This is a genomic window from Cryobacterium roopkundense, from assembly GCF_014200405.1.
Classification (GTDB): Bacteria; Actinomycetota; Actinomycetes; order Actinomycetales; family Microbacteriaceae; genus Cryobacterium; species Cryobacterium roopkundense.
This window is the reverse complement of the sequence record NZ_JACHBQ010000001.1, coordinates 3,359,383-3,378,878: the sequence shown is the minus strand read 5'-3', so window position 1 is coordinate 3,378,878 and position 19,496 is coordinate 3,359,383. Positions and strand designations below refer to the sequence as shown.

General features: G+C 67.1%; 19 protein-coding genes. 12 read left to right on the top strand and 7 right to left on the bottom strand.

Features of this window, described 5'->3' with window-relative positions:
• Positions 1-31 precede the first annotated feature (31 nt).
• Genes BJ997_RS15760 through arsB form a run of 4 tightly spaced genes read right to left on the bottom strand, consistent with a single transcriptional unit; the run spans position 32 to position 3,563 of the window.
• A complete protein-coding gene (locus BJ997_RS15760; RefSeq protein ID WP_035837648.1) occupies positions 32-1,351 on the bottom strand; it encodes an FAD-dependent oxidoreductase in 1,320 nt (439 codons plus the stop codon).
• A 12-nt stretch (positions 1,352-1,363) separates the two neighbouring features.
• Positions 1,364-2,035, bottom strand: coding sequence for an arsenate reductase ArsC (locus BJ997_RS15755; protein WP_035837646.1), 672 nt, complete (start codon positions 2,033-2,035; stop codon positions 1,364-1,366).
• Between the two features lie 2 nt (positions 2,036-2,037).
• Positions 2,038-2,448: an arsenate reductase ArsC gene (locus BJ997_RS15750; RefSeq protein ID WP_035837644.1), complete on the bottom strand. Its 411-nt coding sequence runs from the start codon at positions 2,446-2,448 to the stop codon at positions 2,038-2,040.
• Complete coding sequence (gene arsB / locus BJ997_RS15745; protein WP_052542416.1) at positions 2,445-3,563, bottom strand: ACR3 family arsenite efflux transporter; 1,119 nt, start codon at positions 3,561-3,563, stop codon at positions 2,445-2,447. Before arsB ends, BJ997_RS15750 begins: the two co-directional genes overlap by 4 nt.
• A gap of 85 nt (positions 3,564-3,648) precedes the next feature.
• Here arsB and BJ997_RS15740 point away from each other — a divergent pair, with 85 nt between their 5' ends.
• From BJ997_RS15740 to crcB, 4 genes are all read left to right on the top strand, one after another.
• Positions 3,649-4,020, top strand: coding sequence for an ArsR/SmtB family transcription factor (locus tag BJ997_RS15740; RefSeq protein WP_084141351.1), 372 nt, complete (start codon positions 3,649-3,651; stop codon positions 4,018-4,020).
• 151 nt (positions 4,021-4,171) lie between these two features.
• A complete protein-coding gene (locus tag BJ997_RS15735; protein WP_035837642.1) occupies positions 4,172-4,681 on the top strand; it encodes a universal stress protein in 510 nt (169 codons plus the stop codon).
• Positions 4,682-4,792: 111 nt separating this feature from the next.
• A complete protein-coding gene (locus tag BJ997_RS15730; RefSeq protein ID WP_152602259.1) occupies positions 4,793-5,236 on the top strand; it encodes a fluoride efflux transporter FluC in 444 nt (147 codons plus the stop codon).
• Positions 5,233-5,610 (top strand): fluoride efflux transporter CrcB, encoded by a 378-nt coding sequence (gene crcB / locus BJ997_RS15725; RefSeq protein WP_035837640.1) that lies wholly within the window; start codon positions 5,233-5,235, stop codon positions 5,608-5,610. The genes BJ997_RS15730 and crcB overlap by 4 nt, the downstream gene beginning before the upstream one ends.
• Positions 5,611-5,672: 62 nt before the next feature.
• Here crcB and BJ997_RS15720 read toward each other — a convergent pair whose 3' ends face one another.
• Positions 5,673-6,023: a CHY zinc finger protein gene (locus tag BJ997_RS15720; protein ID WP_183323601.1), complete on the bottom strand. Its 351-nt coding sequence runs from the start codon at positions 6,021-6,023 to the stop codon at positions 5,673-5,675.
• A gap of 116 nt (positions 6,024-6,139) precedes the next feature.
• On the opposite strand from BJ997_RS15720, the gene BJ997_RS15715 reads away from it, so the two are divergent.
• Positions 6,140-7,117, top strand: a complete 978-nt coding sequence (locus BJ997_RS15715) for a CPBP family intramembrane glutamic endopeptidase (RefSeq protein ID WP_052542415.1) — start codon at positions 6,140-6,142, stop codon at positions 7,115-7,117.
• Between the two features lie 31 nt (positions 7,118-7,148).
• Here BJ997_RS15715 and BJ997_RS15710 read toward each other — a convergent pair whose 3' ends face one another.
• Together BJ997_RS15710 and BJ997_RS15705 are read right to left on the bottom strand one after the other, a co-directional pair.
• Positions 7,149-8,030, bottom strand: coding sequence for a thioredoxin domain-containing protein (locus BJ997_RS15710; RefSeq protein WP_052542414.1), 882 nt, complete (start codon positions 8,028-8,030; stop codon positions 7,149-7,151).
• 112 nt (positions 8,031-8,142) lie between these two features.
• On the bottom strand, positions 8,143-9,459 hold the full coding sequence (locus tag BJ997_RS15705; protein ID WP_035837638.1) for a GNAT family N-acetyltransferase: 1,317 nt from the start codon (positions 9,457-9,459) through the stop codon (positions 8,143-8,145).
• Positions 9,460-9,749: 290 nt separating this feature from the next.
• On the opposite strand from BJ997_RS15705, the gene BJ997_RS15700 reads away from it, so the two are divergent.
• From BJ997_RS15700 to BJ997_RS15670, 7 genes are all read left to right on the top strand, one after another.
• Positions 9,750-11,177: an HNH endonuclease signature motif containing protein gene (locus BJ997_RS15700; protein WP_183323599.1), complete on the top strand. Its 1,428-nt coding sequence runs from the start codon at positions 9,750-9,752 to the stop codon at positions 11,175-11,177.
• 539 nt (positions 11,178-11,716) lie between these two features.
• Entirely contained in the window at positions 11,717-11,806 is a 90-nt protein-coding gene (kdpF, locus tag BJ997_RS21975; RefSeq protein WP_152602300.1) for a K(+)-transporting ATPase subunit F, read from the top strand.
• Complete coding sequence (gene kdpA / locus BJ997_RS15690) at positions 11,806-13,479, top strand: potassium-transporting ATPase subunit KdpA (protein ID WP_035838374.1); 1,674 nt, start codon at positions 11,806-11,808, stop codon at positions 13,477-13,479. Before kdpF ends, kdpA begins: the two co-directional genes overlap by 1 nt.
• 5 nt (positions 13,480-13,484) lie before the next feature.
• The gene (gene kdpB, locus BJ997_RS15685; protein ID WP_035838376.1) at positions 13,485-15,647 is read left to right on the top strand and encodes a potassium-transporting ATPase subunit KdpB; all 2,163 of its coding nucleotides are present in this window, start codon (positions 13,485-13,487) and stop codon (positions 15,645-15,647) included.
• Positions 15,648-15,689: 42 nt separating this feature from the next.
• Complete coding sequence (gene kdpC / locus BJ997_RS15680; RefSeq protein WP_035838378.1) at positions 15,690-16,298, top strand: potassium-transporting ATPase subunit KdpC; 609 nt, start codon at positions 15,690-15,692, stop codon at positions 16,296-16,298.
• A gap of 3 nt (positions 16,299-16,301) precedes the next feature.
• Entirely contained in the window at positions 16,302-18,800 is a 2,499-nt protein-coding gene (locus tag BJ997_RS15675; RefSeq protein WP_035838380.1) for a sensor histidine kinase, read from the top strand.
• Positions 18,797-19,495 (top strand): response regulator, encoded by a 699-nt coding sequence (locus BJ997_RS15670; protein WP_035838382.1) that lies wholly within the window; start codon positions 18,797-18,799, stop codon positions 19,493-19,495. Before BJ997_RS15675 ends, BJ997_RS15670 begins: the two co-directional genes overlap by 4 nt.
• Position 19,496 lies beyond the last annotated feature (1 nt).

The following is a 19,496-nucleotide window of genomic DNA, read 5'->3' as shown; positions in this document are numbered from 1 at the left end:
CAGCGGGAAGGGGGCGCGAGCCAGGCGCGGGTCAGGAGCAGCAGGATCCGGAGTCGCCCCCGGTGGAGCACACGCCGGTTTCGGGCAGCACGAGTTGCACGAGGCGGGCCGCCGCCACGTTGCCCGCGAGCTCGTCGGCGATCGATCGCACCTGCTCGTAGCCCGTGGCGAGCAGGAACGTGGGCGCCCGCCCGAAGCTCTTCATGCCGGCGATATAGAAGTTGGGCTCGGGGTGCGTGAGCTCCACGACGCCGTGCGGCGGAACCGTGCCGCAGCTGTGCAGGTTGGGATCGATCAGCGGCGCGAGCGCGCGAGGCGCCTCCACGATCTCGTCGAGGGAGAGGCGGATCTCGCGCAGCGGTGCGAGGTCTGGCCGGAACCCGGTGGCACTCACCACGACGTCGACGGCGACGGCGAAACTCTCGCCGGCGCGGCGGCCCGTCACGCTCACGCCGTCCGTGGCGGGAAGCACGTCGTCGATCTCGAACCGCTCCAGGAGGGTCACGACGCCGGAGCGCACCAGCGCCTGCACCTGAGCGCCGAGCGATGCCCGTGCGGCCAGTTCGTCGTCGTCAGACCCGTACACGCGCACCGGGTTGGCCGAGCGGATGGCCCAGCTGATGCGCGTTCCCGGGGCTTCCGCGGCCAGCGTGCCGAGCGCGATCAGGGTATTCGCTGCGGAGTGCCCGGCGCCCACCACGAGGGTGTGCTGCCCGGCGAAGCGCGCGCGGTCGGCGCCGAGCACATCGGGCAGCGCGTGCACGACCTGCTCCGTGAGGGCATCGACCCGCGCCGGATCCAGGCCGGAGGCCAACAGGCCATTCGGCGACGAGTACGTGCCAGAGGTGTCGATGACCGCCCGGGCAGAGGCGTCGAGGACACCGGCATCCGTTGTGACGCGCAGCGCGAAGGGGGTGCCGGCGCGATCGCCGGAGCGGGTGCGGTCCATGCCCTGACGGCTCACCGCGAGCACGGTTGAGCCGTAACGGATGCTGGCGGCCAGGTCGGGGAGCGCGGCGAGCGGCAGCAGGTATTCATCGAGCAACTCGCGGCCGGTGGGGAGATATGCCTCGTCGGGCATGTGCCAGCCGGAGCGTGCGAGCAGTCGTGCCGCCGCGGAATCGACGAGGTACTGCCAGGGGGTGAAGAGCCGGGTGTGGCCCCAGCGCGCGATGGCGCTGCCGGCCTGCGTTCCCTCTTCGTAGACGACCACGGCGATGCCGCGCTCGAGCAGCTGGGCGGCCGCGGCGAGCCCCACCGGTCCGGCGCCGATGATCGCGACGGGAAGGCCCTCGAGGCGGCTCGGCGCCACGACGGGCCGACTGGTGAGGGTGAGGGGCGACAGGGTCATGGCGTACTCCTTCTAAGCGATGGTCGTGACGGACGGCACGCCGAGGGAGTCGAGTATCTCGATGACGTTGTGGCGAATCTGGTCGCGGATGCGGCGCACCTCGTCGATCGACTGACCGGCCGGGTCGACGAGCTCCCAGTCCACGTAGCGTTTGCCGGGGTAGATCGGGCAGGCGTCGCCGCAACCCATGGTGATTACGACATCCGCTGCCTGTACGACATCATCGGTGAGGGGCTTGGGGAAGGCTTCGTCCAGGGAAAGACCGAGCTCGGCCATCACGGCGACGACGGCAGGGTGCAACTCCTTCGACGGCGCGGAACCGGCCGAGCGCACGTGAACGGCGCCGCCGGAGAGCGCGCTTGCGAACACGGCAGCCATCTGTGAACGGCCGGCATTCTGCTCGCACACGAACAGAACCTCGGGAATCGTCCGCGCGATCGCTCCCTTGGCCTGGGCGAGCGCGGTGAGGCGTTCGGTCGCGAACCGCGCCGTGCGCGTGGTGAGATGCGCTTTCACGGTGGACGTGCGCAGCAGCGCCGTGTAGCTCTCGAGCACGTAGCGCTCGACGGTTTCCGCGGCGAACACGCCATGAAACGAGCCGCTGAGTTCGGTGGCCAGTCGTTTGAGTGACTCTTCGGGGTAGGTGAGGCCGGGGAGTGCCCGGCGACCGCTGAACTCGCTCATGATCAGGCCTCGACGGGCAGGATCTCGGCAAGCAGGGCCTCGATGCGTGCCTTGATGTCGTCGCGGATGGGGCGCACCGACTCGATGCCCTGGCCTGCCGGGTCGTCGAGCTTCCAGTCTTCGTAACGTTTGCCGGGGAAGATCGGGCAGGCGTCGCCGCAGCCCATGGTGATCACGACGTCGGAGCCCTTCACTGCCTCGGTGGTGAGGATTTTCGGCACGTTGTTCGCGATGTCGATGCCGTCTTCGAGCATTGCGGCGATCGCCACGGGGTTGATCTGGTCCTTGGGCTCGGAGCCGGCGGAGAGTACGTCGACGCGTCCTCCGGACAGGGCCTGCAGGTAGCCGGCGGCCATCTGCGAGCGTCCGGCGTTGTGCACGCAGACGAAGAGGACTGTGGGCTTGTCGGTCATGAGGGTTCCTTTGCTGAGAGGAGGGTCGGGACGACGGATGCCGGCGGCGTGGCCACGACATCCGCTGGGGTGGGAAAGAGGCGAGGCTTGAGCCACAGGGCCACGTAGACGAGGGCGACGAGCGCGGGCACCTCGATGAGCGGACCGACGATGCCGGCCAAGGCCTGGCCGCTGAGGGCGCCGAACGTGCCGATGGCCACGGCGATGGCGAGCTCGAAGTTGTTGCCGGCGGCCGTGAACGCCAGGGTCGTGGTGCGCTCGTAGGTCATGCCGAGCAGGCGGCCGGCGGCGAAACTCACGAGGAACATCAGCAGGAAGTAGACGAGCATCGGCAGGGCGATGCGGGCCACGTCGCCGGGGTTGGCGATGACCTGGTCGCCCTGCAGGGCGAAGAGCATCACGATGGTGAAAAGCAGGCCCCAGAGGGCGAACGGGCCGACCTTGGGCAGGAACGTCGCTTCGTACCAGTCGCGGCCGCGGCGGGCCTCGCCGATGCGACGGGAGAGGTATCCGGCCAGCAGCGGGATGCCCAGGAAGACGAGCACGCTCCCGGTGATGGCCCAAATGGAGAATTCGGCGCTCGTGGTGGGGAGGCCGAGCCAGGCCGGCAGTACCTGCAGATAGAACCAGCCGAGGGCGCCGAACGCCACGACCTGGAAGACGGAGTTGACGGCTACGAGGAAGGCGGCGGCCTCGCGGTCGCCGCACGCCAGATCGTTCCAGATGAGTACCATCGCGATGCAGCGGGCGAGGCCCACGATGATAAGGCCCGTGCGGTATTCGGGCAGGTCAGGGAGGAAGATCCACGCGAGGGCGAACATCAGGGCGGGGCCGACGAGCCAGTTGAGCAGCAACGACGTGACGAGAAGCCTCTTGTCGCTTGCGACAGCGCGGGCATCCGTATAGCGTACCTTCGCGAGCACGGGGTACATCATCACGAGCAGGCCGATGGCGATGGGCACGCTGATCGAGCCGATGGTGAAAGCGTGCAGCAGATCGCCGACTGCGGGAACGTACACCGCGAGGAGCAGGCCGAGGCCCATTGCCGCGAGGATCCAGACCGGGAGAAACCGGTCGGTGGTGCCCAGGCGGGTGGGGTGGGGTGGGGTGCTCACGTATCTCCGTCTATATTGATCGTTGTCGATGCCAACGCTAGGTCACTACATCGACAAATGTCAATATATGCGGGATGATGTTCACATGACGTTTGATGTGGTGCCCCTGACCGACGTGACGGATGGAGCCGGAGCGGATGCCGTGCTCTGCTGCTCGCCGCTCGTGCAGGAATCGATCGCGCCCGAACAGGCCGACACCCTCGCCCGCCAGCTCAAGGCGCTCGCCGACCCGTCGAGGCTGCGCATCATCTCCATCGTGGCAGCGCACAGCGACGCCGAGGCGTGCGTCTGCGACCTCACCGAGCAGCTCGAACTCTCGCAGCCCACCATTAGCCACCACCTCAAGGTGCTCGTCGATGGCGGGTTCCTCACCCGGTCCAAACGCGGCACCTGGTCCTACTACAGGCTCGTGCCCGGGTCGCTGGACTCCGTGGCCGGGGTTCTCGCCACAGTCTGACCGGCGCGGCGGCATCCGCCTGGATGCCGGGTTCCGGAAGGTGCGCTGCGGGTGCCGGAGGGTGCGCCGCCGCTCTAGCCGCCGCGCGCGGGATCTGACAGGCTGGGGCCAGGGCGGGCGCATCCGTCGAACCATCGAAAGCGGGACTGCCATGACTGCGAAGCCGACTGCCCGGGTGATCGTTGGGGTCGTGCCCGGCCAACCCAATGCCGTCGTACTTCAGGCTGCGACCTTCGCCCAGCGCTTCAACGCGGAGCTCGTCTGCGCCTCGGTTGACGTGAACCGGTATATGATCTTCGACCTCGGCGACGGGTCGATGACGACCTTCCCGATCGATCCGGATCTCGTTCACCCGGAGGAGCCCGGCTTCGACCCGGCGCTGCTCGCGCACCTGACCGATCTGCTAACGGATGTCGACGTGGTGTGGTCGACGAGCTCGCTCGCCGGCGACCCGGCGCTCGCCCTCGGCGGACTTGCCGACACCCTCGGTGCCGCGATGATCGTGATCGGCACGCGCGAGGCGACAGTGCGTGCCAGCCTCGGCGAGTTCTTCAACGGGTCCGTCGCGGTGCATCTGGCACACCGCCAGCATCGGCCGGTGGTCGTGATTCCCCTCGCACCCGTTCCCCTCGATGAGCCGCTGCCCTGGGAACCGAGCTGAGCCACGTGTAATCTGGACCGTGGCGATGGATCCCGCCGGAGCATCCGCTCGAACAGCCCGCCCGCTAATGGTTCCTACCCTCTTCGCCCCGCGAGAACTGGTAGGTGACCCATGCACGACACAGCGAAGCCCGTGCACCTGCGCTGGCAGTATCTGCTGCTCGTATTCGCGGGCGGAACAGCGGGAACGGCGCTGCGCGAGGCCGTTGGGCTGCTCACGCCGTCGGGTGGGTTCCCGCTCACGACGATGGGCATCAACGTGACCGGGGCCTTCCTGCTCGGCGCCCTGCTCGAAGCTCTCGTGCGGCGCGGGCCAGATGCCGGTCGCCGCCGTGGTACCCGCGTGCTGCTCGGCACCGGCGTGCTCGGCGGCTTCACAACCTACAGCGCACTCGCGACAGACACGAGCCTGCTGTTCGCCGACGGCAACGTGGGGGCGGCCCTGCTGTATGCCGGCGGCACACTTGTTCTCGGAGCCCTCGCGACCTGGCTCGGCATCGCCGCGTCGGCAGCTCGGCATCGCCGGGGCACGAGCCGGGCGGGCGGCGTGGCATGAGCGCCCTCACCTTTCTGGCGGTCGCGCTCGCCGGCGGCCTCGGCGCCACCGTGCGGTTCGTCGTGGATGGCGTGATTCGTTCGCGGCTGCGTACGCCATTTCCGCTGGGCACGACGGTGATCAACGTCTCCGGATCCCTGCTGCTCGGCGTCGTCACCGGCCTCGCGCTCGCAAATCTGGTGTCTGCGGACTGGCACCTGATCCTCGGTGGCGGGCTGCTCGGCGGCTACACGACGTTCAGCACGGCGAGCGTGGAGACGGTGCGCCTGCTGCAGGAACGCCGGTATCTGCCTGCACTGGCCACCGGGCTCGGCATGCTCGTTGCATCCGTTATCGTCGCGGCACTCGGCCTCTGGCTTGGTCTTTCCCTCTGAGCGGATGCGCAGGGTCTCTGGGGCGGCTGGCGGGCTGGTGAGACTGTCGCTGCGAGGGGGGCCTATTCCCGCGGGTTCGTGGCGGGGGCGGGCACCGCGAAGTACAGGTGGGCGTGCAGGCGGCACCCGTCGTTGAACTCGGCGGCGCAACTCGGGCAGTTGGTTGCCGCGCGGTAGGCGAGGATGCTCATCTCCGTGCCGCAGACTCCGCAGAGGATCGCCCGCTCCGACCACTCGGATTCGGGCCACTGCGTCGCCGGGTGAGCCTCGCTCTCGGCGTGGCACTGGAAGCACGGGTAATAGCGCCGGCAGCACTCGAATTTGATCGCGATCACGTCCTGAGGCGTGCGATAGTGCACGCACCGAGTCTGGTCATCGACCACGGGACCGTAGACGTGAGGGCGGGGAAGCATGCGTCCAGTCTTTCATCTTCCCTCCCCGTTCGCCCACAATAGCCACTACGCTGGACAAACCGTCCGAGCGGAATTTTTTCACGGGCTGGCGGGCACACATTACGGGGGAGCGCGACATGAGCACGGAAACAGAGACCACGCCGCACGACACGGGCCTTCGGCCGCTGGTGAAAGTGCCGTGGCGCGCGGTCGTGATCTACGTGCTCCTGGCGTGTGGGCTTGCGTGGATCGTGGCCATGCCGATGTGGCTCGGCGGCGACGGGCTGCGCAACCCGCTGGCCGGGCTGCTGCTGCCGCTGATGATGTTCACGCCGCTCGTCGCCACCCTTCTGGTGCTGCTCTTCGTGCAGAAACCACGGCCACGCCCTGTCGCCGAATTCCTCGGAATGTGGCCCTTGCGCCCGGTCTGGCGCACGATCGGCATGACCCTCGCCGGCATCTTCGGCAGCGCGCTGCTGGTGATTTCTGGCGTCTTCCTCGCGGCGGGCCTCGGAATCGTGCAGCTCGACCTCGTGAACTTCTCAGGCTTTGCCGCCGTGCTGGCGGCCGCGGCGCCGGGTGTGGAGCTGCCCGTGCCGGTGGAAACCGTCATCCTGCTGCAGCTGCTGCTCATCCCCTTCGCCGCCCTCATCAACGGGGTGCTCGCCTTCGGCGAGGAGATCGGCTGGCGTGGCTGGTTGCTGCCGAGCCTGCTGCCGCTCGGGACCTGGCCGGCGCTGCTGCTCTCTGGCGCGATCTGGGGTCTGTGGCATAGCCCGCTGATTCTGCTCGGTTACAACTTTGCCCAGCCCAACCTGTTCGGTGTGGCCATGATGATCGCCGGGTGCACCGTTTACGGTGTTCTCATCGGTTGGTTACGGTTGCGCACCGGATCCATCTGGCCGTCGGTCTTCGCGCACGGCGCATTCAACGCGGCCGGCGGATTCTTGCTGCTGGTCGTGCTCGCCGACACCACCCCTGACCCCGTGGCCTCCGGCCCGCTGGGCTGGGTGGCGTGGATCATGATGGCCGCGGTCATCGTGATACTGCTCGGCTTCGGCCAGTTCCGCCGGCAGCCGAGCCTCGTTCGCCGCACGGTACCCACCGTCTCCTAGCGGATGCTCCGCGACGGCGCGTGCGGCGGCGTTAGTTGTCGGAGACGACCGTCTGCGCGGTGACGAATGCCTCGAAGGCGGCGGCGTCGGTGAGAGAACCCGTGTACGAGACCTGATTCACGAGCACGGTGGGAGTGCCGGTGATCTTCTCGATGTCGGCGTTGGCCAGCGGGCCGCTCAGGGCGCGGTCCGAGGCGGCGGCAACCCAGGTGGCGAACGTCTGGTTGCCGATGCAGTCGGCGATCTTCGCGTCCCCGACACCCGCGTCCTCGATCACCTGCTGCAGTTCGGCATCGGAGAGGCCGCCGGAGTTCTCGGCCGGCTGGTTCGCGAGGAGGGCCGCGTTTACGGTCAGGAAGCTGTTGGGGGCGAAGTTGGCCACGCACGCGGCAGCGTTCGCCGCGCGCGTGGAGTACTTCGTGCCCAGTGACGAAGCGTCCAGAACCGAGATAGGGTGCAGTTCGACGGTGGCGTTTCCCGCGGTCACCCAGCTTGTGATCTGGGCGGCGTTGGTCGACTCGAACTGTCCACAGAGTGGGCAGAGGTAGTCAACGTAGATGGCGATTTTCACCATGTCGGTGAGGGCGGACTGGTCGGTAGCAACAGGTTTCGCTCCGGGAGCGAGCGCTGCGGTCCTTGCGGCGGTGATCAAGGTGCCGTCCCCGCCGAGCAAGATGCCGTCGCTGGACATGTTCAGGGGTCCGGCCGCGCTCGGGCCGGCCTGGTTGGCGATCAGCAGTGCTGCCACCGCCGTGACCGCCACGAGGCCGAGACCGATTCCTCCGCGCCACAGTACTCGGCGGCGTTTCGTGCGCTTCTCCTCCTGATCGCGCTGCTGCCGCGCCTGTTCGCGCGCGTGCTCGCGCCGTTCCGCCTTGGTCGGCCGGGGCTGGCCGGAAGCGTGGCTCGTCATGCGCGCATTCACCGTTTCGTCGAGGGTGCCCTTCGACAGTAGGGAGCGCGCCTGTGTGCGTGGTTCTCGCGGCCTGTACGCACGCTGGGAGGTGCGGAGCGCGGGACAAGGCCTAGAACCAGGTACTGAGGCGTGGCGTGTGCGACCCGTGGAAGGCGGCGTCGAGGCGCGCCGCGGCATCCGCTGTCTGCTCGATGAGGCGGGCGGAGCGCGCCAAGTCGACGGCCTTGCCGGCACCGAGGTAGAGAGACCCGAGGTCGGCGACGGAAAGGCACACGCGCACGGCATCGTCGGGAGCCGCGCCACTGAGCAGATGCGCCACGCCGCCGCCTGAGGCATCAACCGTGAGGAGGTATTCGCCCGCGGCGAACGCGAGGTCGTCCGTGACAGTCAGTGCGAATATGCCGGGTGCGGAATACGACCGAGCAGTGAGCACAGCCGGCACGTCGAGGATGCGCAGCCAGAGGTGGTCCCTCTCCAGGGTCTTGCGCACGGCGCGGCGGTCGAGAACCTGCCAGGCCACGGGTTCGCTCGTGCTGCGCAGCAGGGCGCTCACCTCGGTGACGAGGTCCATGTCGATGACGAAGCGCCAGAGAGCGGAGTAGGCCTCGTCTGTGGCGGCCACCAGATCGGCGAGAATCAACCGAGCGGGGTACCCCTCGTCGCCGAGCACGATCGAGTACACAGCGAAGCCCTGGGCGGTGCCGTTGTCGTCGTCGAAGCGCACGCAGCGCAGGCTGCGCTTCTCGGAGTCGGGATCCTGCGGTACGAGGCCGAGAGCGTGGCTCCACCACACCTCGCGGCGGTCGACCTCGCCGGGTTTGCGGGAGCGTTCGAAGATGCCGGGGCCATCGTCGAACAGCGACGCGGCGGTGACGAAATGCACGCGGCCGGGCGGCGTGGGGCCGGTCCAGCGGGCGCGGGCCGTGTCGACGCGATAACTCGATTGGTAAGCGGCAGGGCCGAAGCCGAACCGGCCGTAGATGGTGGCCTCCGATACCGTGAGCATGGCCATCGGCAGCCCTAGGGCGCGGGCGTACCGCAGCTCGGCGGGCAGCAGGGCGCGCGCGATTCCGCGGCGGCGGTGCGTGGGCGCCACCGTCACGGAGCTGATCGCCCAGGCCGGAAGGCTGGCGCCGCCGGGCACGGTGAGCGCCATCTGCCACGATCGCACGGTTGCCACGGGCGAGTCGGGATCGGCTCCTGAGCGATCGTGCACCGCGGTGACCCTGTCGATGGAGATCTCACGGGCCAGCACACCGAGCAGGTCGTCGCTGCGCGCCGGGTCGTGGAAGCCGCGGGCATCCGCCTGCAACCAGTGTCGAGCCGCCGCCTCGTCGGTGGGATCGAGGATGAGCAGGTCGAGGCCGTTCGCGGCCAGGGCCTCGCGGGAGTCGGCGTCGACGGGGAGGGAAGTGTGTTCGGTCACGGTTCGAGCGTAGCCGTCACGCGGGCGCTGGCGCCCGCGGCGGCACGACTTCGCCGGTGGCGGTCCCGTCGGGGTTGAGCATTCACCCCAGCTTCGCCTGCGTCTTCACGATCACCGAGACGAAGGGGAGGACCTGCGCGGCTGAGCCTGGGGTGCCTGCGCGGAGACGACGCATCCGCGCAGGAGTCTTCTCCTCCACAGGTGAGAATCTTGGGGAGTTTTCCACAGAATGGCCCGATCAGGGCTGTTTAGGGCCCGTGAATGTCGGTGGTCGCTGGGAAAATTAGGCCATGACCACTTCAACGGACCTTCTCGTGGAGAGTACGGCGGCACTCGCCGATACGTACTCTCACTCCTTGGGCGGTGGAGTCTGTTCGGAGGAGGAACCCAACGCAGGGTTGGACCTGCAGCGGATGACCGACGGGGGTTTGTTGGCCGTGTTGAACTCGAATTTCGAGGTGGTGAGACAGGCGCAGGCCCTTTTGGTTCGAGCAGCGGGTGAGCTGGACGACCGCTTCGACCACGACTCGGGCATCGCCGCCAGAACCGGGAACCGAAACGCCGCCGCCGCCCTCACCGATATCGGTCACATCTCGATGGCTGAGGCCGGGCGGTTGGTGAGGGTGGGGAAGGCGACGAAGCCCCGGATGAGCCTGATCGGTGAGCACCTGCCACCGGAGTACGCGGAGGTCGCCCGGGCAGTCAATGCCGGGGAGCTCACCGTGGATTCGGCGCTGTATATCACCGCGAACCTCGAGCAGGCCGCCCCTCGGGCGACGACCGAAGACCTCGACGCGGCGGAGAAAGAGCTGGTGGAGTTCGCGGTAACCAACCCGGTCGATTCGGTGCGGAAGCTGTCGATTCGCTACCGGGACGCCCTCGACGTGGATGGGGTGGAACCCCGTGAAGAGGTACTCGTGTCGCGGCGGGGGTTGAAGCGGATGGTGCTGCCCAACGGCATGAAACGCTACGTGCTCGACGCCGACCCGGTGTCAGCGGCGTACCTGGACACCGCGATCGACGGGATGACCAGCGCGGAACTGCGCAAACCGCGGTTTGAAGCGAAAGACGACCCGGACGGGTGCGGCGACAACCACGAGATCATCGGCGATGGGCGCACGATGCCGCAACTGAACTTCGATGCCTTCATTGACATCGTGCGTCACGCCCTCTCCTGCACGGAGGGGATCGGGGCCCTGGATCACACGACGATCATCGTGAGGATGACCCTCGAATCCCTGCAGACCGGGCTCGGGGAGGCCCAGCTGGACGGGATCGAACAGCCGATCTCCGCCGGGACGGCCAGACGGATGGCGGCGGAGGCGTGTTTGATCCCGATGGTCCTCGGCGGCAAGAGCGAGGTTCTCGACTTCGGCCTCCGAAAACGGCTCTTCACAACGGCGCAAAAGCTCGCCGCCATCGAGAGGGACGGCGGGTGCGCCACGGCGGGCTGTAACAGGCCGCCGAGCTATGCGGAGGGTCACCACATTCGTTGGTACAAAGCGCATGACGGACCCACAAATCAAGCCAACTGCGTCATGCTCTGCAGTGCGTGCCACCACAGGATCCACCGCGAGGGCTGGGACGTGGTGGTCAGAGACAACGTGGTGTACTTCATCCCACCGGCCAGTGTCGATCCGAGGAGAACTCCGCGACGAGGCGGGCGACCGCCGGTCCCGACACCGAAAGGCCACGACGGCCCGCACTACAAGCGATAACGGCCACCCGGCGACGACCGAACAGACCGGTCGTCGCCGGCCCGCCGTTTCTCCTGAGGCGAACATCCCGCGGTACGAACGATCGAGGCCCTGCCTCCGCTGGTCGAGGCGCGAGGTACGAGCGATCGAGGCCCTGCCTCCGCTGGTCGAGGCGCGAGGTACGAGCGATCGAGACCTCGCGAGACATTATTGCCAGCGCACACCGCGCACGAAGATCACCTCACGAGGTCTCGATCGCTCCTTCGTCGCGCCTCGACCGGCGGGTGGGGGCTCGACCGGCGGGTGGGGCTCGACCGGCGGGTGGGGGCAGCAGGAAAGCGTGAGGGTTTTCGCCCGCGGCGTTAGGGAATCGTTTGTTTCCTCCCACAGCCCGAGATTCGGGTGTCTAATCAGCTGGTGCTCCCTGAGGGGAGCGCCAGCTGACACGACGAATCGTCGGCCTACGGATGGAGTTGTTTCATGTTGGACCTGGTCTATGTTCTCGGCATCATCGCCGTTTTCGCCCTGATCGCTGTCGTGGCCTGGGGGGTGGCGAAGCTGTGATCGTATTTGACATCGTGGCCGCGGTTCTGGCCGTGGCCGCTGTGGGCTATCTCGTGCTCGCACTCGTGAAGCCGGAGCGGTTCTAGTGGACATCTGGCTCGCGATCCTTCAGGTGCTCACCCTGGCCGTCGTTCTCACCGCCCTGTATCGGCCGCTCGGCGACTACATGGCGACGATCAACACCAGCACCCACGACCTCAGGATCGAGCGGGGGTTCTATCGGCTGGTCGGCGTGGATTCACGCTCTGAACAGACCTGGCAGTCGTACCTGCGCGGGGTGCTCGCATTCTCGGCGGTCGGTGTGTTGTTCGTCTACGCGCTCCAGCGTGCCCAGGCGGTGTTGCCCTACTCCCTCGGCTTTCCGGCGATCCCGGAGGGTCTCTCGTTCAACACTGCGGTGTCGTTTGTCACGAACACGAACTGGCAGTCCTATTCACCGGACGTGACGATGGGCTATTCGGTGCAGATCGCTGGTCTGGCCGTGCAGAACTTCGTCTCCGCCGCTGTCGGGATCGCTGTGGCCATCGCCCTCGTGCGTGGCTTCGCCCTCACACGCACGGGAACGATCGGCAACTTCTGGGTCGACCTGACCCGCGGCATCCTCAGGCTGTTGCTGCCGCTCGCGATTGTCTCCGCGATTGTGTTGATCGTCGGCGGAGTGATTCAGAATTTCAACGGCTTCACCGATGTGGCGACCCTGAGCGGCGGAGTGCAGTCCATCCCCGGCGGCCCGGTCGCTTCCCAGGAGGCGATCAAGCTGCTCGGCACGAACGGTGGCGGCTTCTTCAACGCGAACTCGGCGCATCCGTTCGAAAACCCCACGGCGTGGACGAGCCTGTTCCAGATCATCCTGATGCTCGCGATCCCCTTCAGCCTGCCCCGCACCTTCGGCACCATGGTGGGTGACAGGAAGCAGGGCTACGCGATCCTTGCCACGATGGCCACCATCTTCGTGGTCTCACTGACCGCCCTGACGATCTTCGAGCTGAACGGTGCCGGAACCGCACCCGGCCTCGCCGGCGGCGCGATGGAAGGCAAGGAGACCAGGTTCGGTATCGCCGGGTCTACTCTCTTCGCAACCACGAGCACCCTCACATCGACCGGCGCGGTCAATTCCATGCACGACTCGTACACGGCGCTCGGCGGCATGATGCCGATGCTCAACATGATGCTCGGCGAGGTCGCCCCCGGCGGCGTCGGCTCCGGGCTCTACGGAATGCTCATCCTCGCCGTGATTGCCGTCTTCGTGGCAGGACTCCTGGTGGGGCGTACCCCGGAATACCTCGGAAAGAAGATCGGCCCGCGGGAGATCAAGCTCGCGAGCCTCTACATCCTGATCACGCCGACGCTCGTGCTCACTGGAACGGCGCTGAGCTTCGCGATCCCCGCGGTGCGAGCGGATGTCGAGGGCACGTCGATCTGGAACCCCGGGCTGCACGGCCTCTCCGAAGTGCTCTACGCGTTCACCTCCGCCGCCAACAACAACGGCTCAGCCTTCGCCGGGCTGACCGCGAACACCCCGTGGTTCAACACCGCCCTGGGCGTCGCGATGCTCCTCGGCAGATTCCTGCCGATTGTGTTCGTTCTGGCGCTGGCCGGCTCTCTCGCCGCCCAGGACAAGGTGCCTGCGACGGCCGGCACGCTGCCCACGAACCGGCCGCAATTCGTGGGCTTGCTGATCGGAGTCACGATCATCATCACCGCACTGACCTATTTCCCCGTACTCGCGCTAGGACCCCTGGCGGAAGGGCTGCAGTAACTCCCATGACAACTCTCACCGAAACATCCGCTTCAGCGAAGCCGCCCGAACACGGGCACCACCGCCCCGCGCCGAAAGGCGCGATCAGCATCGCCCAGCTCGTCGCCGCTCTGCCCGGCGCATTCCGCAAGCTCGACCCTCGGCAAATGTGGCGCAATCCAGTGATGTTCATCGTCGAAATCGGCGCCGCCCTGACGACGGCTTTGGCCATTGCCGAGCCGTTTCTCGGTGGACCGCGTGCTTCCGGGGGAGCGGCAGTCCCTGCGTCGTTCACAGTGGGGATCGCCGTCTGGCTGTGGCTTACCGTCGTTTTCGCGAACCTGGCGGAGTCGGTGGCCGAGGGGCGGGGCAAGGCCCAGGCCGACAGCCTGCGCCAGACCCGCACGAGTACCACCGCCCACCGCGTCGAAGGCTACGACCCAGCAGCGGATGCCGCGGCCGAGCGGGCCACTGTAACTGAGCTCTCCTCCGCCGACCTCACTCTGGGCGACGTCGTCGTGGTCGTCGCCGGCGAACTCGTTCCCGGAGACGGCGACATCGTGTCGGGCATCGCCTCGATCGACGAATCCGCCATCACCGGTGAGTCGGCGCCGGTGATTCGGGAATCCGGTGGCGACCGCAGCGCCGTCACCGGAGGCACTCGCGTGCTCTCCGACCGCATCGTGGTGCGCATCACGAGTAAACCGGGCGAAACCTTCGTCGACCGCATGATTGCCCTCGTCGAGGGCGCGTCTCGGCAGAAGACCCCCAACGAGCTCGCCCTGAACATCCTGCTGGCGAGCCTGTCCATCATCTTCGTTATCGTCACACTCACCATCAATCCGATTGCCGGCTATTCTGCCGCGGCGGTGAGCCTTCCCGTTCTCGTGGCCCTGCTGGTCTGCCTCATCCCCACCACGATCGGCGCGTTGCTCTCGGCGATCGGCATTGCCGGCATGGACCGGCTCGTGCAGCGCAATGTGCTGGCCATGTCCGGTCGCGCCGTCGAGGCCGCGGGGGACGTCACCATCCTGCTCCTCGACAAGACCGGCACGATCACCTACGGCAACCGACAGGCTCGGGAATTCACCCCATTGGTAGGAGTGACCGTGGCGGACCTCATGCGGGCGGCGGCGCTGTCGTCGCTGAGCGACCCGACGCCGGAGGGAAAATCGATCGTCGACCTGGCAGCCGAGAGCGGTTTTCGCCACGAAGGGGCACTCGCGGGGGACATCGTGCCCTTCACGGCGCAGACCCGCATGAGCGGCGTCGACCTGCCCGACGGCTCCCAGATTCGCAAGGGAGCCGGGTCGGCCGTGATCGCATGGGTCGAGACATCCGCTCCCGCTGCACGCACGGTCCTGGCCGAACTCGGCGAACAGGTCGAGAGGATCTCCGGCGTGGGCGGCACCCCGCTCGTGGTGGCATCGGGCGATGCCGACGGCACCCGCCGCATCCTCGGACTGATCTACCTCAAAGACATCGTCAAGGAAGGGATCGCCCAGCGATTCTCCGAGCTGAGGGCCATGGGCATCCGCACCATCATGGTCACGGGCGACAACCCCCTCACAGCGAAAACCATCGCCGCGGAGGCCGGCGTCGACGACTTCCTGGCCGAGGCGACACCTGAAGACAAACTCGCCCTGATCCGCCGCGAGCAGGAAGGCGGCAACCTCGTGGCGATGACCGGCGACGGCACGAACGACGCCCCGGCGCTCGCCCAAGCGGATGTCGGAGTGGCCATGAACACGGGCACGAGCGCGGCGAAAGAAGCTGGCAACATGGTCGACCTTGACTCCGACCCGACCAAACTCATCGACGTTGTACGTATCGGCAAGCAGCTCCTGATCACGCGCGGGGCGCTGACCACCTTCTCGATCGCCAACGACGTGGCCAAGTACTTCGCGATCATCCCGGCGATGTTCTCCGGAGTGTTCCCTGGGCTGGCGGTGCTCAACGTGATGCAGCTGAATTCCCCGGCGTCGGCGATTATGTCGGCGATCATCTTCAACGCCATCATCATCGTTGCGCTGATTCCGCTCGCGATCCGCGGCGTGAAGTACCGACCGGCCGCCGCGTCGAGCATTCTGGGCCGCAACCTGCTGATTTACGGCCTCGGCGGCGTCATCGCCCCGTTCATCGGTATCAAACTGATCGACCTCCTGGTCTCCCTGATCCCCGGATTCTAGGCACCCCATGACTCACCCCACAACGGAAACGGACACCACACCATGAGCTCGCCACGCACAGCGGCCCGGCCCTATTGGGTCGCCATCCGCGCCATGCTCGTCTTCACTGTCGGGCTCGGGCTCGGCTACCCCCTCGCCATCACCGCCATCGGCCAGCTCGCCTTGCCGTCACAGGCGAACGGTTCGCTGATGACCGTCGGCGGCGCAACGGTCGGGTCGACCCTGATCGGGCAGTCCTTCTCTGATGCGGACGGCGCTCCACTGCCGCAGTGGTTCCAGCCACGTCCGTCAGCCGCCGGGGACGGCTACGACGCGGCCGCTTCGAGCGGCAGCAACTATGGGCCAGAAAACGCGGATCTGATCCAAGCCATCACCGAGCGGACGAAGGCCATCGAGGAGTCCGATGGCGCGGCAGCCGGGCAGATCCCTGCAGACGCGCTCACCGCGTCTGCGTCGGGGCTCGATCCCCACATCAGCCCCGCCTATGCTGAGCTTCAGGTGACCCGAATCGCCCGCGAACGAGGACTTGCCGAAGCGGACGTGCGCGCCTTGGTCGAATCCCACGTTCAGGGACGTGACCTGGGCTACCTGGGCGAACCGACCGTCAACGTACTCGAATTGAACAGCGCCCTTGCCGGGCTGAAAGGCTGAGCGATGAAACGCGGTCGTCTGCGGGTGCTGCTGGGGGCGGCCCCGGGCGTGGGCAAGACGTACACCATGCTCGAGGAAGGTCGCCGCCTTCGCGACGCAGGCAAAGATGTGGTCGTCGCCGTCGTAGAGACCCACGGGCGGGCGGCGACCGCCGTGATGCTCGAAGGCCTCGAGGTCGTGCCGCGGATCACGGTCGAACACCGTGGCGTCGAGCTGACCGATCTGGACCTCGGGGCCGTACTCGCTCGTCGGCCGGACATCGCCCTGGTCGACGAACTCGCCCACACTAATGCCCCGGGGTCGGTGCACGCCAAGCGTTTCCAAGACGTCGAGGCGATCCTCGACGCTGGGATCGATGTGATCTCGACCGTCAATATTCAGCACATCGAGTCTCTCAACGACGTCGTCGAGCAGATCACTGGCGCACCTCAGCGAGAAACCCTGCCGGATTCCGTGCTCCGACGCGCCGATCAGGTTGAGGTCGTCGATCTGGCGCCCCAGGCCCTGCGAGACAGGCTGGCCGAAGGTCACGTCTACCCGGCTGCCCGAATCGACGCCGCACTGTCGAACTACTTCCGCCTGGGCAATCTCACCGCCCTCCGCGAACTCGCCCTGCTGTGGCTCGCCGACGAGGTAGACACCGCCCTGCAGGCCTACCGCACGGAACACGGCATCGACAGTAAATGGGAGGCACGCGAACGCGTCGTCGTGGCGTTGACCGGCGGGCCGGAGGGTGAAACCCTCGTCAGACGCGGGGCCCGGATCGCCGCGCGATCGGCCGGGGGCGAACTAGTCGCCGCCCATGTGATCAGCCAGGACGGTCTCAGCGCCCCGCATCCCGGTGCGCTGGCGGCCCAACGCGCCCTGGTCGAAGAACTCGGCGGAAGTTATCACCAGGTGGTCGGAAACGACACGGCCCGTGCCCTCGTCGACTTCGCCAGGGCCGCCAATGCCACCCAACTTGTCATCGGGGTGAGCAGGCGCGCCAGGCTCACCGCAGCACTGGCCGGACCCGGTATCGGTGCGACAATCGTGCGGGAATCCGGTGACATCGACGTGCATATCGTCACCCACTCCGCTGCCGGCGGCAAGTTCACGCTTCCTCGGCTGGGCGGTGCTCTCAGTGCGCGGCGCCGGATGGCCGGCTTTGCGCTGGCCATCGTCGGCGGCCCGCTGCTGACCTGGGCGCTCGTGCTGCTCCGTAGCACCGAGTCCATCACGAGTGATGTCCTCAGCTATCAACTCCTCGTGGTTCTCGTCGCCCTGGTCGGTGGGTTGTGGCCGGCACTGTTTGCGGCTGTCTTGTCCGGCCTGACACTGGACTACTTTTTCGTCGACCCCGTGCACACGATCACCATCGCCGAACCCACCCACGCTGTCGCTCTCGTTCTCTATCTCGTCAACGCCGGACTCGTGAGCTACGTCGTGGACCAGGCCGCGAGACGATCGCGCACCGCCCAACGTTCGGCCGCGGAGTCGGCGCTGCTCGCCACAGTCGCCGGCAGCGTGCTCCGGGGCGAGGACGCGCTGCACGCGCTCGTCACCAGGACGCGGGAAGCATTTCGGCTCACTGCGGTGCGACTCGTCGCCGGCTCGACGGCACTCGCGAGCGACGGCGAACCCGGTGACGGGCCGCCAGCCACGACGGTACCCGTGGGAAGCCGCGCTGTGCTCGAGCTGTACGGACCCGATTTAGAGGCCTCGGAGCGGCGCCTGCTCTCGGTCATCGCGATTCAGATCGACGCGGCACTCGAACACACCGATCTCGCCCAAACGGCGAGCAGGATCGGTCCCCTTGCGGAAGCTGACCGCATGCGTAGTGCCCTCCTCCTCGCTGTCGGTCACGACCTGCGCAGACCGCTCGCGGCAGCGACAGCGGCGATCAGCGGCATCCGCTCCACGGAGGTTGAGCTCTCTCAGGCCGACCGCAAAGAATTGCTCGCCACGGCCGGGGAAAGCCTCGAGACCCTCTCTGCGCTCGTCACGAATCTCCTCGATGTCAGCCGACTCCAGGCCGGGGAGCTGGCCATCTCCATCGGACCCGTCGACCTGCTCGATATCGTTCTCCCGGCACTGGACGAACTGAATCTGGGGCCGGACAGCGTGGAACTCGACATCTCACCCGACGTTTCGCTCGTTCTCGCGGACGCGGGACTTTTGCAGCGGGCCGTCGTGAACCTGCTGGCCAACGCCATCCGCTTCTCCCCACCCGGCAAGCCGGCGCGGCTGGCCGCGAGCCAGTTTGCCGGTACCGTGCAAATTCGGGTCAGTGACCAGGGCCCCGGAATTCCCGCGGACCGGCGGGATGACGTCTTCGTGCCGTTTCAACGCCTCGGGGACACCGATAATCTGTCCGGACTCGGACTCGGACTCGCGCTCTCGAAGGGATTCATCGAGGGGATGCACGGCACTCTCGAAGCCGATGACACCCCCGGCGGTGGCCTGACCATGGTGATCTCGCTGCCCGCCGCCGACACCCCACCGAGCGAGGAACCCACATGAAACTCCTGATTGCCGACGACGATCCGCAGATCCTCCGTGCCCTGCGGATCACGCTGGGTGCCCGCGGCTACGACGTCGTCACCGCGGGAGACGGGGAAGAGGCGCTCAACGCGGCGATCGAGCACCACTTCGACCTGGTGATTCTCGACCTGGGCATGCCCAGACTCGACGGGCTCGCTGTCATCGATGCTGTTCGGGGCTGGAGCAGCGTGCCCATTCTTGTGGTCTCCGGCCGAAGCGGATCCGGTGACAAGGTGGAGGCGCTCGACAGGGGAGCCGATGACTACGTGACGAAACCGTTCTCCATCGACGAGCTTCTGGCTCGCATCCGTGCGCTGACCCGCCGGGTGGCGGGCTTGGAAGACGAACCCGTGATCGTGTTCGGCCCCATCACGGTCGATCTGCCCGGCAAACGTGTCGTGCGAAGCGAGGCGGGGGGCAGCGAGCCGATCCGTTTGACCCCGACGGAATGGCTGATTCTTGAGGTGCTGGTGCGCAACCCCGGCAAGTTGGTCACCAAGCAGGCGCTCTTGACCGCCGTCTGGGGTGCGCATGCGACGAGCGACACCGGGTACTTGCGTCTTTACCTCGCGCAACTCCGAAAGAAGCTCGAGCCGGATCCGTCCAGACCCCGGTACCTGCTCACCGAGGCCGGCATGGGTTACCGCTTCGACCCCGGCGCAGAGCCGGCCTGAC

Excerpts from the sequence above, each read along its gene's own strand:
- BJ997_RS15760 (WP_035837648.1), bottom strand. The coding sequence starts at position 1,351 with ATGACCCTGTCGCCCCTCACCCTCACCAGTCGGCCCGTCGTGGCGCCG.
- BJ997_RS15755 (WP_035837646.1), bottom strand. The coding sequence starts at position 2,035 with ATGAGCGAGTTCAGCGGTCGCCGGGCACTCCCCGGCCTCACCTACCCC.
- BJ997_RS15750 (WP_035837644.1), bottom strand. The coding sequence starts at position 2,448 with ATGACCGACAAGCCCACAGTCCTCTTCGTCTGCGTGCACAACGCCGGA.
- BJ997_RS15740 (WP_084141351.1), top strand. The coding sequence starts at position 3,649 with ATGACGTTTGATGTGGTGCCCCTGACCGACGTGACGGATGGAGCCGGA.
- BJ997_RS15735 (WP_035837642.1), top strand. The coding sequence starts at position 4,172 with ATGACTGCGAAGCCGACTGCCCGGGTGATCGTTGGGGTCGTGCCCGGC.
- BJ997_RS15730 (WP_152602259.1), top strand. The coding sequence starts at position 4,793 with ATGCACGACACAGCGAAGCCCGTGCACCTGCGCTGGCAGTATCTGCTG.
- crcB (WP_035837640.1), top strand. The coding sequence starts at position 5,233 with ATGAGCGCCCTCACCTTTCTGGCGGTCGCGCTCGCCGGCGGCCTCGGC.
- BJ997_RS15720 (WP_183323601.1), bottom strand. The coding sequence starts at position 6,023 with ATGCTTCCCCGCCCTCACGTCTACGGTCCCGTGGTCGATGACCAGACT.
- BJ997_RS15715 (WP_052542415.1), top strand. The coding sequence starts at position 6,140 with ATGAGCACGGAAACAGAGACCACGCCGCACGACACGGGCCTTCGGCCG.
- BJ997_RS15710 (WP_052542414.1), bottom strand. The coding sequence starts at position 8,030 with ATGACGAGCCACGCTTCCGGCCAGCCCCGGCCGACCAAGGCGGAACGG.
- BJ997_RS15700 (WP_183323599.1), top strand. The coding sequence starts at position 9,750 with ATGACCACTTCAACGGACCTTCTCGTGGAGAGTACGGCGGCACTCGCC.
- kdpB (WP_035838376.1), top strand. The coding sequence starts at position 13,485 with ATGACAACTCTCACCGAAACATCCGCTTCAGCGAAGCCGCCCGAACAC.
- kdpC (WP_035838378.1), top strand. The coding sequence starts at position 15,690 with ATGAGCTCGCCACGCACAGCGGCCCGGCCCTATTGGGTCGCCATCCGC.
- BJ997_RS15675 (WP_035838380.1), top strand. The coding sequence starts at position 16,302 with ATGAAACGCGGTCGTCTGCGGGTGCTGCTGGGGGCGGCCCCGGGCGTG.
- BJ997_RS15670 (WP_035838382.1), top strand. The coding sequence starts at position 18,797 with ATGAAACTCCTGATTGCCGACGACGATCCGCAGATCCTCCGTGCCCTG.